This window comes from Candidatus Zixiibacteriota bacterium (genome assembly GCA_040753875.1).
Classification (GTDB): Bacteria; Zixibacteria; MSB-5A5; order GN15; family FEB-12; genus DATKJY01.
The window spans coordinates 1-14,151 of the sequence record JBFMDV010000037.1; the positions used below are offsets into that span (position 1 = coordinate 1).

A 14,151-nucleotide genomic window follows, 5' to 3' on the forward strand; every position below is an offset into this window, starting at 1 on the left:
AAGTCATAGAGCAATACGTGGAAAACCATAACCAAAACCCACGCGTTTTCGTATGGACGGCGCCAGTAGAGCGCATCATGGCGAAAATTGCCAAAAGTAAAGAAGCGTTAGACGCAGGACACTAGAAAGTACATTTCTTGGTTCTTCCTCATCTTTGGGGCCGTTGCAGTCATAAACTTCCTGCCCAATTTCCTCCAGGGAGAACCAGCGCCGCTCGGGTTTTCGCCAACCACCGCCAACCTGCTAGGCTGGGCTTCCTTTGGGGGCCTGATGAGCGGGACCTCAGAAGAGATATTCTTTCGCGGTCTCTTGCAGACTTTCCTGGCGCGGGCTTGGAAGAGCTCAATCAGGATATCAAAGTTGAAGGTGCCAACCGCAGGTCTGATCGCCGCGCTTATTTTCGCCTACGCGCACATGGAGATCAATTTCACTCCATTCTCTGTGGACTTCAGCACCCTGCAGGTCACGTTGGCGTTTATCCTCGGCGTCTTTTACAGCATTGCCTACGAGCGAACCAGAAGTCTGATTGCGCCCGTCGTGAGTCACAACTTCGCAAACCTCGTCCAGTATCTTATTGCTGGCCTCACGCTGGCGCTCTACTCTTAGTTGGATGCGCGTAAGCACTACAAGTGACGTCCAAGAGGTAGAGAAAAAGACAGCAGCAATGCAAATCTCCTTGTGCGTCGCCTCCAAGAGATACCAATCATCCGGTTCCTGGTGTGAGGTGGCTTCCTCGTCAACCCAGTCCTCTTCCCAGGACATGGCACGGCGGACGGTTACTCTGCGGGTCGCACTGGCCTCTGGAACTGGTGTTGTTAAACAGCCGGTTAGAAAGGGGTTGCACTTGTGAAAAGCTCCCCCGGCTGGACTCGAACCAGCGACCCGCTGATTAACAGTCAGCTGCTCTACCGACTGAGCTACAGGGGAGTTACAAAACAACACGTAATGTCCTTCCCGTTTCCGGGCAAGGCGATAGTATACCCCTTTTTGGCAAGATGTCAATTCCTTTTGCGGGCCGGATCGGTTCCGGCACGAAGCCACAAAGGTACATTGCACCCGCCCGCGCCTACACAGCAATCGACAGTCACGGGTGGTTTCAACTCATCGAGGCGATCGGCTCTCTCCACGATCCAGCAAGCGCAACTTCAGAACGACTGCGATATCGATCAATCGCACATCTTGCGACACCGAAATTCGCTTCGGCGTCCGTGATCTCGACTCACACGATATCAATTGCTCGTCTCGACACACTCCCACCACGCCTTGGTGTGAAAAATAGACAAAAAGGTCTTGACAAGGGAACCCGGGGAGAGTATGCTATTTACAAAGGTGGATCCGACCGTCCTTCTACTTGCGGCTCGTATGGGCCGTAGTCGGACATCCGTGGGCTAGGGACGGAGGAAAGGTGCCAATTGGTTGGGTACCGCTTCGGCAGAGTCCGAGGCGCAATTGAGCATGGGTTCTTCCAGGGGCGTGAGGTTTTCATACTCGATTGTATCCCCTTGGTGGGCAGTATGCCCTCTAATCATCCAACCATAGGATTTGGTTCCTGCCGCCGTTAATTCCGGTGCGAGCAGAAGCTTGCCCGTTTACGCGGAAGGAGGTGAGTCAGGCTCAAACACGCATCAGCCTGGCAGGCGGTCTTCGTACCGATCTGTCACGGCAAATCTACGATCACTTGGAACCAGGACGAGGAAGAAGGTAAGGCCACAGCGATTGGGTAACGAGAGTTGATGAACTCTACGGAATAAAATAAGCACCGTCAGGCACAGGTTAGAGACGGAATCTGGGTACTGATTTCATTCTATCCATATGCCCGACAGCGCCCTACATTCAAAATATACAGACATATCCTCCATCACACAAGCTAAAACGCTGTGTGGGTTGTGGCTTGTCCTGATACCCCGTCCGTAACTCCGAAAGGAGGCGGGTACCAGAACAACTCGATTTCGTGACCTTCGCCCCACGTTACGTGGCGCGAACTCAAGAAGGATCATAACCACCGACATCGCTTGCGATGTTCGGTGACACGTGTAATGGAGGAATTTGGCAATGTCTTTTCCCTATAGAAAAGTATTGCAGGTAATGGCAATCTGCCTGGCGCTGGCGGTACCGTCATTTGCCCAGTATTCCACATTCGTAGTGGACGACAATGGCGATCCGCTGACGACATTTCCGACGCTGGCTCAGGCACTCACGACGGCGCAGACCTATCCGAACGGTCCGCACAAGATCGTGATCATGGCCGGCGCCTACTCCGACTACAATCTCACCTATGACCCGACCAAGGTCGATGAGATCTATGGCGACCCGGCCGCCGCTGTCGGAGACATTGTATTCACGTCTCCCGCGGGCACCAACAACTTCATCACCGCCGGTACCAATCTTCAGATCCGTCACATGACGCTCGACGGATATAAGGGGATTGGCGTTCTGGTGAACGGCAACGGTGTCACGGTCGAAGACATGGTGATCGTTGGGGGCAGCGGTTACGGTGTCTACCTCAACGGTGTGAGCGGGGTTCTGGTACAGAATCTCGCTCTATCCAACCTGGACATCGGCGTATATTCGGCTTCAGCCACCGGTTCGACGGTACAGGACTGCTCGATGGACAACTGCGGCTATGGCGCCGCCCTGTACAACTTCACGGGCGGCGGTGTTGTGGACAACCTTGACGTTTTCAAGGGGAACTACGGCATCTATCTCGACGGTGGCACAAGCGGTGCTGTGGTTAAGCACTGCACGGTCGATTCAGCGGGCATTTATGGCGTCTGGCTCAACGCAGTCGGAAGCAGTAATGTCGACAGCTCGCTGGTCCACGCTTCCGGAAACTACGGCATTGTGGTGACCAATTCAGCGTTCAGTCCCAACTGGATCCGTTTTAATTGTCTCATCAACAATGGCGGTGCCGGCAGCCAGGGCTACGATGACGGTGCTCTCGCGAGCCTCTGGACGGGCAACTTCTACTCGGATCAGGTCTACACCATGGCGCCGGGCCTTATTACCGACGCCAATCCACAGAAGTACCTGTTGACCGCCAGCACCAGTGCGACGACCTACAACCTTGGCGACATTATCCCAGTGGACTTCGAGTGGGCCATGCCGGCCTGCGGAGGCTTGGACAGCCAGTTGACGGCGGCGTACAATTTTACGGTCAATTTCGACAATACCAAGCTGGCCTATGTTGCCGCTTCGGCAGACTATGATGGCGCCTATCTTGGCCCGGCGCCGCCGGCGCTGTACACCAACATCGTTGTTGGCGCCAGCGACCTGACGTTTGCGGCGGCCAACTTCACCACCCCAGGTGTCAATGGGGGTCGTCTGGGGTTTGCCAATTTCGAAGTGATCGGTGCCAATACGACGACGTCGTTCAGTTTCTCGGGCGTGGATTTCCGCGATCCGGGGAACAACCCGCTGCCGTTTGGCACTTCGGCGGGCACTCTGACTCTGGTCGACAATGTCGCACCAGTGATGGTGTCACTCACGGCCAACAATCCGGCCGGTGATGATACCTATTCGGATGGTTCCGTGGCCGGTCCCGGTCCTTTCCTAAAACTGTATCTGACGATGTCGGCCACCGACAACTTCGACCTGGACAAGTTCCAGTGGAACTCCAACGGTGGTGCCTGGAGCGACTGGATCCCAGTTCCGGGAGTGCACCCGCTCACCGCAGGAACCGGCGGCCCGACGCAGTACGATTTCGTATGGCTTGCTCTTCCTGAGGGCACCCACACGGCCGGCGTGCGCGTGAAAGATGCCGCCGGACTCGTGTCGAACGAAATGTTCTATACGTACACGATCGATCGCACTGCGCCGGTGTTGACCTCGCTCACGCTTCAGGATTATGACAACTGCAACGTGAATATCAACTATACCAACGCGGCGTTAGTGAAAGTCGATTTCGCAGCTTCCGGCGATATGTTTGAGATCGAGTACAACGGCGGCCCGGGGAGGGTCCCGTATGCCGATCCCGACGACTTCACGCTCAGCGGCGGTGCCGGCGGCAAGACTGTCACTGCATACTTGTTCGACAAGTACAACAACCGGAGCAGTCAAGCCACCGACAACATCACTCTCGACCTGACCGCCCCCGCGCCGACGGGTTGGGGCTTTGCTCTTAACAAGACAAACTCCACAAGCGTCAGCGGAACCTACACGTCCGCAGGTTCCGGAGCCGTGCAGCTTGCGGTCTCCGAGGACCCGGACAGTCTTGTGTGTGGCTCGCCCCTCTGGCAGGCGCTTGGATCTCCGGTGTCAGTCACCTTGAGTTCTGGCGACGGGATGAAGTACGTCTACTTCGCCACTCGGGATTATGCCGGGAACATCAGCACACCGCTGATGGACTCGATAGAACTCGACCAGACGCCCGTGACGATCACTGCGTACGACCTCCAGGATGTGGGTGACTTTGATTGCACCGAGAACGGGTCGATTGAAGCTGTCTACGCCTGGTCAGGACCTGGCGCCACAACGCTTCAGTGGTCATACGATAACATAACATGGGGCTTCTGGAAGAACCTGACCGCTTTGCCGTCACCCGATTCGACTGCCGGCGGCGTTGTCACGCCGAATGCGTGGAATCTGCTGTATATCCGGATCGTCGATGATGTCGGTAACATCAGCACAGCGGCTCTGGACAGTATCTTCTACGATGCCGCAGCGCCTACGCTTGGCGGCATAGTAGTGGCGGATGCTGCTTCGACGGCCACGCCTCCTGCCGAGATGGCTGGTGTGACCAACAGCACTACCTTCCTGCTCAAGCTGTCGGGTCTGAGTGCCGATATCACGGCACTGAAGATCTCCGAGGATGGCGGCGCGACCTACACCGAGTACGCCGTCAGCTTTGGAGGCGCGGCAACGTTCGACTACAGCTACACCTGGAGCGTTGCTCCGGCTGAATGTGCGTGGTTGGCCGGGGCCGTGAAGACGGTGGATTGCGCCGGCAACGAATCGGCGCCAGTCGCCTTCTCGGTGTACTTCGACTTCACTTCCGGACCGGTCATCACGTCCTACACCGGTCCCGCCATGACCAACAACCCGACCGTCACGCTTAATATCGCGGCTACGGACAACTGCTGGCCCGGCACGCCGTGGTTGATGAGATTCGGCGAGGGTTCGTTGAGCGGTGTACCATGGGAGCCGTTTGCCATCACGAAGTCTTTCACGTTCACACCCGGTGACGGCTACAGGACGGTCAACATGGATGTGGCCGATATCGGCGGCAATCTCGCCTCCGGCTCTGTCACCATCTATCTGGATCAGACAGCACCAGGTCCCGGAACGTTCGTGATCACCGGACCTAACCCGTTGTCTGCCCCGGGCTACACGGACAATCTCGCCGGCAATACGGCGGCCATTACGTGGGATGCTGACGTGGTGACCATGTGGATCCAGAACTCCGACGGTTCTAATGCGACCGGACCGATTCCGGCTGCGTCACCGCACGCGCTGGCGCCACTGTCGCCTGCCGGTGTGGGGTTGAAAACCGTCAACTACTGGTTCCTCGATTTGGCGGGTAACTGGAGCCCGATGTACAGCGCTTCGATCGACTACTCCAACGTCCCGCCGGCGCCTCCGACAACCGCAGTCGGAATACCGATGGCGAGCACGAAGCTGATGTGGACGCCGGTCGTCGATGCCAAGTCGTACTACATCAGGTCGAATCGACAGAACCAGTATCCGCTCTATCCGGATCCGGTGCCACCGCATCCGCTGACGTTCTCGGAAGGGAACCCAGTGGGCGAGACCGCGGACACGTTCTTCGTGTTCCCGGGTCCAGGTCCGGATATCTACTCGTTCTCGATCTGGACGCTGAGCAAACACGGTCTGTGGTCGCCATGGCCGAACGTTCAGGTGACAGCCACCAACTACATCCTTGGTGATTTCTATCCGACGCCGGATGGATGCATCAAGTTCACCGATGAGTTTGGTGCGCTGGCCTCGGCGTACAGCCAGTCGACCGGCGATCCCGGGTTCAATATGTATCTGGATATCGCACCGACTATCGATGCCACCGCGACCGGATACCCGATCCCCGACGGCACGATCGATTTCGAAGATCTGGTGATCTTCGCCATCAACTATGACTCGTATGCGTGCGGAAGCACCACGAAGTCGACCAGCGGCAATGCGATCCCGAATACGGCCAAGCCGACGACCGATCCCGTCGCAGTGGAAGTGGTCGTGCCCTCGGCGGCCCTGGCCGGTTCCGAGGTGGTGTTGCCCGTGATGGTGCGGGATCAGCAGGCGGTCAAGGGGTATCACGTGATTCTGGACTACAACACCGATAACTTCGAGCTCGTTGCCGTGGAATCCGGCAAGGGGTACGAGGCGGTGGCGCAGTCCTTCTTCTTCTTTGCGAAGGATGCCTCGAACATCGATGTCAGCGGCGTGGTGTTGGGCAGCAACGTCACGTTCACTGACCCCGAGCTGTTCCGCGTTATTCTCCGTGCCAAAACCACTGGCGCGGTAGACCTGACCGGTCAGGAACTGACATTCCGCGATCGGCAGAACCAGGACATCAAGGCAGATCTGAGTCTCACCCGGACCGCGGGTGTCAATCTGCCTACTGAGTACTCGTTGTCTCAGAACTATCCGAACCCGTTCAACCCGGCGACGACCATCGAACTGGCGCTGCCGCAGGCGGGTCGGTATAAGCTGACCATTTACAACGTCCTCGGACAGGTGGTGGAATCTGTCGAAGGATTCTCCGAGGCCGGCGTAGTCCACTACGTGTGGGACGCGAGCCGTGAATGTTCCGGCGTCTACCTGTATAGGCTGGAGGCCGGCACTTTCGAAGCCACCCGAAAGATGATACTCCTGAAGTAATCATTCGGGTCGGGTAAGACGGGGACCAGGGGAACCCGCAAGGGTTCCCCCTCCCTAAGAGTAATCGGCCCCGCCGCCCGCCCGCACTGGAGGAAACATGCTTATGAACAAAACGTCTTATCCGGCGGTGCTCGCCTTCATGCTCATGATTCTGCTGAGCGCCGGGAGCGCCGAAAGTGCCAAGATATTTCTCATGCCTGACAGCGTCATTCTCACCAATCCGATCGGGACCGACGTCTACCTCGAATTGCAGGTGGATGCGGCTACAACCAATTTTAAGCTGTTTCAGGTCCTGATTGCCTTTGACGCTACCAAACTTGACGCCAGTCTGATCGATGCCGTCCACATTCAGGAAGGGGCATTGTTCCCGTCGTCGGGCGCCCAGACGGTGTTCAACTACAGACTTGAATCTGGCAATACGGTGCTGGTGATTGAAGGCCTGATCCTGGGGTACGGGATCGCGGTCAACGGTCCCGGCACCGTAGCCAGTTTGACCTTCAGAGTGATCGACACCGGCCGCGTGGGGCTCGACATCCTGAGCCATGACACGCGCGATGTCAACAACGTGCCGTTTCAAAGTGATGCCTCCGGATCGGTGCTGCTTTTGAATTATCCCCCCACGCCGTTTCCGCTTGACGTACCGCCAGCCAACGGTTCAGTGTTGGGGACCGCTTGTCCCGGCGACAGCATAACCTGCTGGTGGGGCACCTCACGGTCCGTGTACGCCGGCGAATCGGTCCGCTATAAGCTCGAGGTGAGCAGCTTGCCGACGTTTACGCCCCCTACGACCGTGACGCGGGACAATCTCACCGATACGCTCGCCAAAGTGCCGGTAACCCAGGGCGGCAAATACTACTGGCGGGTTACCGCGCGGGGCACCATCCACAACTGGACGCGTCTGTCTACGCCGCCACTGGACTCGTTCGCCTTTGTCATCACGCCGGATCCCGATGCCGATGGCAAGGCGACCCCTTGCGACAACTGTCCGACTGCCGCCAACGCCAATCAGCAGGATACTGACGGCGACGGTGACGGCGACGCGTGCGATAACTGCGTGACTATCAGCAATCCGGATCAGGCCGACTCCGATGCCGATGGGGTCGGGAACGCATGCGACAACTGTCCCACCGTGGCCAACACCAACCAGGCCGATAGCGACGCCGATGGCTTCGGTGACGCGTGCGACAATTGCAGACTCATCAGCAATCCCAATCAAGCCGACGCCGACGCCGACAACGTCGGCGACGTATGCGACAACTGCCCCAGCGTGCCGAACACGAACCAGGCAGACGGCGATGGTGACGGTGTCGGGCATGCGTGCGACAACTGCCCACTGGTACCGAACCCCGATCAGGCGGACCAGGATCAGGACGGGATCGGTGACGTCTGCGACGGCTGCTGCCTGATGCTGACCGGTAATGCCGATGGCGATGCGAATGACGTGGTCGATATTTCTGACCTGTCCGTATTGGTCGATTATCTCTTTTTCGGGGGGAGCATTTCGGCCTGTTTTCAGGAAAACGATGTCGATCGGTCCGGCTCAGTCGACATATCGGATCTGCAGAAGTTGATAGATTTTCTGTTCTTCGGCGCAAATCTGCCGGCCTGTCCATGAGGGTTCTTGCACAGGACCGGAAAGCGCTGTGCGCGCCGCGGAACGGACTAAGGAGGGTGGTTCACACTCAGGGGCCTACACCACCCTCCTGACGTTTTTTTGAATCCGTGCACGGCCATCAAACGCAACACTAATCTTCTTTGTCACCGGCCATTTCCACCGTATCTTAGAACGGATGCCGGCATGCGGCTCCTCTGATACTCTATGGCCAAAACCGACAGCGAGCTTTGGGCTGAAATCCTTCTGGGCAGCCATGCGGCGTGGGGAGAACTCGTAGAACGCTACAAGTCGCTGGTGTATGGAGTCTCATCGTACATTGGCCTGTCCATGGCCGACTCTGCCGATTGCTTCCAGCAGACGTGGGTGCTGCTCTATCAAAATCGCGCCCAGATACATGACTCCACCAGAATATCATCGTGGCTGGTAACCACGGCCAAGCGGGAAGCGCTGCGGCTCAAACAACGGTCCGGAGCGATCCTGAGCGAGCGCCGCTTGCCGGAGGACAGAGACACGAACCCGCTGCCGGATGAAGAACTGGAACAGCTGGAAGCCCAGGTGCACCTCGAAACGGCGTTGGAGGAGTTGGACCTCCCCTGCCGAAAACTCCTGCACCTTTTCTTTTTCGCCAATGAGGAGCAGACATACGAGCAGATCGCGCGGGACCTTGGTTTTGCTCCCAACACGTTGGGGGCCAAACGACGACGCTGTCTTGAGAAACTGAAGCGGATCCTCATTGCCCAGGGGTACTTCGAGGAACGAAATAACGATTGAGATACTCTGCTATTGCAGAAGACAAGGAGTTTGGCCACGAGCAGGCATTTGACGAGGAAACAACTGATACAAGAGTCCAGCACACCGGACGAGAACCGCTCCAAACACCTTCGCGAGTGCGAAGAGTGCGCCGAGTCGGTCCGGCTGTTGCACGCTTTCAGGGTGTCCGGCCGCGCTCCATTGCCCAAACCACCAACGGGATGGGTAGTCAAAGCTCGTAGCGTCGCCGGTCCTCAGGCAGGTGTTGTCGGGAGATTGAAGGAGCTGGCGGCAAGGCTGACGTTCGATTCGTGGGCGGTGCCGCAACCGGTCGGTGTTCGCGGCCAGGCAACGTTGGGCCATCGACGGGTCTCGTTCGAGGCAGTCGGATTCCTCTTTGATATGCGAGCGGAGCGACACAAAGACGAATGGCGATTTGTCGCTCAGGCCAATGTCTCTGACCGCTCGACAGGTGAGCTGAGGGCCGATAAGCAGGTTCTATTGCCCGACCAAAATGGTATTTATCAATGGAGGGCGCCGCGGCCTCCGAAGAAAATGACGATTCGTATCGACGGCGCCACCGTCATGCTGCCGGAGCTTAAGTGGACACGTCCGCGCGCGAAAAAGCAGTCCGGCGATTCCTGACATCGGGGAAGATCACCGATATTGCAGATACTGACCTCGCGGCCGCTTGCGAGCAGTTGATCCAGGCGGCCTCGCGCCGTTCATTCAAGCGGGGCCTTCGCTTGGCCGATCGATTCCTGTCCCGGGCCCGCGTCCACGGCGGACCACTCCGATCGACAGCGTTGCGCGCGGTAGCGCGTATGAACCACTTCAGCGGCAACCATAGCGCAGCCCGCAAGTATTACCTCCTGGCACGCAAAGAGGCGGGAGCCGATCCGCTCGTTCGCGGCCGAATCGACCGGACACTGGTCGATGTTTACATGTATCTCAATGACTTCGGCAGGTCCGCCGGTCACGCTCGTTCGGCCATGGCGACATTCACACGGCTCAGGGCCGACAGCGATCTGGCGCAGACATGGGTCAACTACGGGAATCTGCTGCATCGGCAGGACCGGCACCGTCTGGCAGAGAGGTGGTATCGGAAGGCGGCGACGTATTTCGACAAGACCGATAATCAGGTGGCACTGGCCCGCTGCCTGTACAATCGGGCGAACGTGCTTGTTCAAATGTTCGAGTTTTCCGACGCCGAAGAACTCTACTGCCGCGCCAGGTCAATCTACGAAAAGGCCGGCTATGAACTTGATGCCTGCGATGTCCGGTACGGACTGGCGTGGCTGTGGATGTTGAGCGGTCGATTTCACCAGGCGTTGCTCGAATTGTCGGCGTGTGAGACGACGTATCATCATGGCGGCGACCCGCGCGGTGAAACGCTCTGCACCCTTGACCGGGCCGAAGTATACCTGACTCTGGGGCTCTACGAAGATGCCAGAAAGGATGCGGCATCGGCCGGGCGACGGTTTGCGAAGTTGAACCTCAGGTACGAGCGGGCCAAGGCGGCTCTGTTTCAGGCACAGGCGGCCCAGTCACTCGGTTGGTCGGCCGAGGCTTCCCGAAGGCTCCAACAGGCGCGCGCCTGGTTTCGTGCCGAACGGAACGAGGGCTTTTCGGGAGTGGCGCACCTGGTGGCCGCCGATGTCGCTGATACCAGCATTCGCGCCGTGCGCAGTCATTTGAAATCGGCTCAGCGGCTGTTTGCGCGAGCCCGCATGCCGTTCTGGGAGGCAGTGTGCGATTTACGGCGCGTATCCTCGAACTTCGAGGGCTCGGAAGCATTGTCGCGGCTGCGTGCCAACAAAGCGGCGCAACAGGTGCCTCATCTTTTTGCCCTCGGACGAACGCTCGATGGCGACCACCGGTGGCAGCTGGGGGACATGCCGGGCGCGCAACGACTCTGGCGTGAAGCTGCTAATCGGCTTGATGACGTTCGAGCGCAACTGCCGCCGGTCGAACTACGAAACGCCTATTCTCGCCGCCAGTCCTCGCCGCACCTGCGTCTCATAGCGTCAGAAGCGGATCGTGATCCGTTGACAGCGGCGGTGTGGTCCGAGCGGTACAAAACCACCGGACTCTGGTCGCCCCTTCCGGGCGCGACATCACCGGCGGAGCGGGAGCGAATCGGTCAGAGTCTCTCCGAGTTAGCTGCTCAGGTGACGGCTGCCGCGCGGCACGTGAGCCAGTCGAAAGGTGAGCGGGGCTGGAGGCCAGCCGGGAGCAATCACGCCGTATCAAAACTCCAGCGGCAGATCCGGGAACAGTTTACGTCGGCAAGCACGGTGTCACTGTCGTCCACCGATTCGGCAGAGATGATCGCGGAGCAGTTCAAGTCCGTATCGCACCAGTTGCCGATCATCCAGTTTCATCTGCAGGGGGATGATATCTTCGCGTTTGTTCACCGTTCGGGCGCAACGACCGTCACCCGATTCGACGGCGGACGCCTGCGGCTTGGCCAGGCTCTCGAACAATGGCGTTTCATTTTAGAACGACAACTGTTGTCACCGCAATCGGGAAAGACGACCTCGATTGACTTCGAACTATCGCTCTGGCAGAACATAGGGGAGTGGCTTTGGCGGCCATTGGAGATCGACAGAAACTCACAGGAACTGTTGATCCTTCCCGAGGGAGAGCTGGCGAATCTCCCGTGGGGCGCCTTGATTTGCGATTGCGAGCCGCTGGTTTCCTCACATCATGTTACACTGAGTCCAAGTCTCAGACATTATCTGGCCGCCAGCCGGGTACAGGCCGTGGGTACTACGGTCGATGTTTTCCGGGGAGCGGCCGATAATCTGCCTATGGTGGACAAGGAGATCGCCATGCTGGTCGATCGCGCCGGGAGCCGGGCTGCTGTGCATGATCCGGGACGGCGCGACCAATGGCCGGTATCCGGCGACGCCGAGGTCTGGCACTACTCCGGCCACGCCCAGGTCCGGGAGGACAACCCGTTTTATTCGTACTTGATCCTGGAGGACGGGCCCTTTTTCGCCGCCGATTTCAGATTACGGCGATGTCGCGTTAATCTCGTGACCCTTGCCGCCTGTCGAAGTGGTGAGGAGGTGACGTTGCCCGGCGAGGAATCGACCGGGCTGGTTCGCTCGCTATTGGAGATGGGCGCCCGAAATGTCGTTGCCGGCCACTGGCCGGTTGCCGATGAGTCAACAGCCTCGTGGATGCAAACGTTTTATGATACCTACTTTTCCGGCGAGCCTGTACTTGTCTCGGCCCGCCGCGCCGCTCTGGCCGTGCGGGAGCGATTCCCCTCGGCCTATCATTGGGCGGCCTTCTCTGTCTTTGGGGCAAGTGATATAGGAGGTCACGATGTCTAATAGACGATTCCTTCCGGTCGCGGCATTGTTGTTTGGTCTTGCGGTTCTGCTTTCAACCCCGGCCATAGCCAGAACCGGCCGAGGTCATTTTGTTCCGGATGAGCTGGTCTGCAGAATGCTCCCCGATTACACCATTGATTCCGTTAACGCTGAGTTCGGCACGGTGGTCAAAAGCCACCAGATCGCCACGGACTGCTACCTGCTAATAATTCCGCAGGGTCAGAATGCCGAGAGTCTGGCGATCAGCATCGAGGCTTATGTCGGTGTGGAGTTCTGCCGCCCGAATTACTACCTGGCGGCGCCGGAGGGATTGCAGCGAAGTTCTCCGTTCGTGGATGCCCAGGCGCGGCTTCCCATCGACTCACAGAAAGCCGCAACGACAATCAATCTGGAAGATGCCCACCTTATCGCCGAAGGTGACGGCATCAATATCGCTCTGATAGACGGCGGGGTTAATTTCAGTCATCCTGAGTTCGCATTGATCGCTGACCAATTTGTGACGAGATGGGACTACGTGAGTAATGATGCCCTGGCTTTCGATGAGCCCGGCGGTTCCTGCTCCGGGCACGGTACGTTCATAGCCGGCCTGCTCCATTTGGTCGCGCCGGCATCCAATATCTATGTCTATCGTGTACTCGACACCGGGGGAGTGGGGGATGGGTACAGCATTGCCGGCGCCGTACTTCAGGCGATCGACGACAGCTGTAGCGTCATTAATCTGAGCCTCGGCATGGTGGGTGTGCACGATGCGCTCGATGAGGCGCTCAAGCTGGCCAAACAGCGAAACATCATGGTGGTGGCATCGGCCGGCAACGATTCCACTGACCTCAACGCTATTTTCCCGTTCCCGGCGACACGTACTTATTGTCTGGCGATAGCGGCGCTAGATACCCTGAACCAGAAAGCGGATTTTTCCAACTACGGCACCAAGATCGCCGTCTGTACGCCGGGCACAGAGATATACAGCACGTTTCTCGACACGACCTATGCGACGTGGGAGGGGACAAGCTTCGCCGCGCCATTCGTAACCGGTCTGGCTGCGCTCATATTGTCAGTCGACTCGACTTTGGTTTGGGAGCAGCTGGACACTACGATTTCACAGACCGCTGTCAGTGTCGATTCGTTGAACCCGGGACTCGAAGGGCTCCTCGGAACCGGTCTGATAAATCCGGTGGCGGCACTGCAATCGGTGCTGACTCACGTCCACGGCGATGTGACCGGCGATCTGACGGTTGACATTTCCGACCTGAACGGCTTGGTCGATTTCCTGTTTTTCAGTCTTGGTGAATCGCTTGTGGCCCCGAGCGCCGATGCCGACTGTAACGGCGTGGTGGACGTGGGGGATCTCACCGCTCTGATCGACCATCTGTTTTTCAACGTGACAACCACTTGCATGATCCCATAAGCACGTTTTTCCTCCACTTGTTTCGATGTGCGGAGCGCCGGCCAACCGGCGCTCCCTTTTATTACTTACCTGGGGCTTGACACTCTACACGTAGACAAATAAGTCGAATTTCCTGCACTCGGGAGGAACGGAATCCCCGACAATTGGCTCTGCTGAACAGATACATGCTTGACGAGTACTCACAAGTCGCTGACAGGTGTAACCAAACA

Annotated in this window: 7 protein-coding genes and 1 tRNA gene; 7 read left to right on the forward strand and 1 reads right to left on the reverse strand. The window is 58.0% G+C overall.

What is annotated here, in order from left to right; genetic code table 11:
* The first annotated feature begins 240 nt into the window (after window positions 1-240).
* Window positions 241-606, forward strand: coding sequence for a CPBP family intramembrane glutamic endopeptidase (locus AB1644_13520; protein ID MEW6052067.1), 366 nt, complete (start codon window positions 241-243; stop codon window positions 604-606).
* A gap of 248 nt (window positions 607-854) precedes the next feature.
* On the opposite strand, the gene AB1644_13525 is transcribed toward AB1644_13520, so the two are convergent.
* Window positions 855-927: transfer RNA gene (locus AB1644_13525), tRNA-Asn, on the reverse strand.
* Window positions 928-2,052: 1,125 nt separating this feature from the next.
* Between AB1644_13525 and AB1644_13530 the strand changes: the two genes are divergently transcribed.
* The 6 genes from AB1644_13530 to AB1644_13555 all read left to right on the forward strand — a co-directional run bounded on the left by AB1644_13530 (window position 2,053) and on the right by AB1644_13555 (window position 13,942).
* Window positions 2,053-6,828, forward strand: a complete 4,776-nt coding sequence (locus tag AB1644_13530; GenBank protein ID MEW6052068.1) for a right-handed parallel beta-helix repeat-containing protein — start codon at window positions 2,053-2,055, stop codon at window positions 6,826-6,828.
* A gap of 103 nt (window positions 6,829-6,931) precedes the next feature.
* Window positions 6,932-8,443, forward strand: coding sequence for a thrombospondin type 3 repeat-containing protein (locus tag AB1644_13535; protein ID MEW6052069.1), 1,512 nt, complete (start codon window positions 6,932-6,934; stop codon window positions 8,441-8,443).
* A 204-nt stretch (window positions 8,444-8,647) separates the two neighbouring features.
* On the forward strand, window positions 8,648-9,214 hold the full coding sequence (locus AB1644_13540) for a sigma-70 family RNA polymerase sigma factor (protein MEW6052070.1): 567 nt from the start codon (window positions 8,648-8,650) through the stop codon (window positions 9,212-9,214).
* A 48-nt stretch (window positions 9,215-9,262) separates the two neighbouring features.
* Window positions 9,263-9,838 carry a hypothetical protein gene (locus tag AB1644_13545; protein ID MEW6052071.1) on the forward strand — a complete coding sequence of 192 codons (576 nt, stop codon included), beginning with the start codon at window positions 9,263-9,265 and terminating at the stop codon, window positions 9,836-9,838.
* A complete protein-coding gene (locus AB1644_13550; GenBank protein MEW6052072.1) occupies window positions 9,796-12,537 on the forward strand; it encodes a CHAT domain-containing tetratricopeptide repeat protein in 2,742 nt (913 codons plus the stop codon). The genes AB1644_13545 and AB1644_13550 overlap by 43 nt, the downstream gene beginning before the upstream one ends.
* Window positions 12,530-13,942 carry a S8 family serine peptidase gene (locus AB1644_13555; protein MEW6052073.1) on the forward strand — a complete coding sequence of 471 codons (1,413 nt, stop codon included), beginning with the start codon at window positions 12,530-12,532 and terminating at the stop codon, window positions 13,940-13,942. The genes AB1644_13550 and AB1644_13555 overlap by 8 nt, the downstream gene beginning before the upstream one ends.
* Window positions 13,943-14,151: the final 209 nt, after the last annotated feature.

Bases quoted from the DNA above. Each gene is read 5' to 3' on its own strand.
- AB1644_13540 (MEW6052070.1), top strand. From the start codon at position 8,648: ATGGCCAAAACCGACAGCGAGCTTTGGGCTGAAATCCTTCTGGGCAGC.
- AB1644_13555 (MEW6052073.1), top strand. From the start codon at position 12,530: ATGTCTAATAGACGATTCCTTCCGGTCGCGGCATTGTTGTTTGGTCTT.
- AB1644_13535 (MEW6052069.1), top strand. From the start codon at position 6,932: ATGAACAAAACGTCTTATCCGGCGGTGCTCGCCTTCATGCTCATGATT.
- AB1644_13530 (MEW6052068.1), top strand. From the start codon at position 2,053: ATGTCTTTTCCCTATAGAAAAGTATTGCAGGTAATGGCAATCTGCCTG.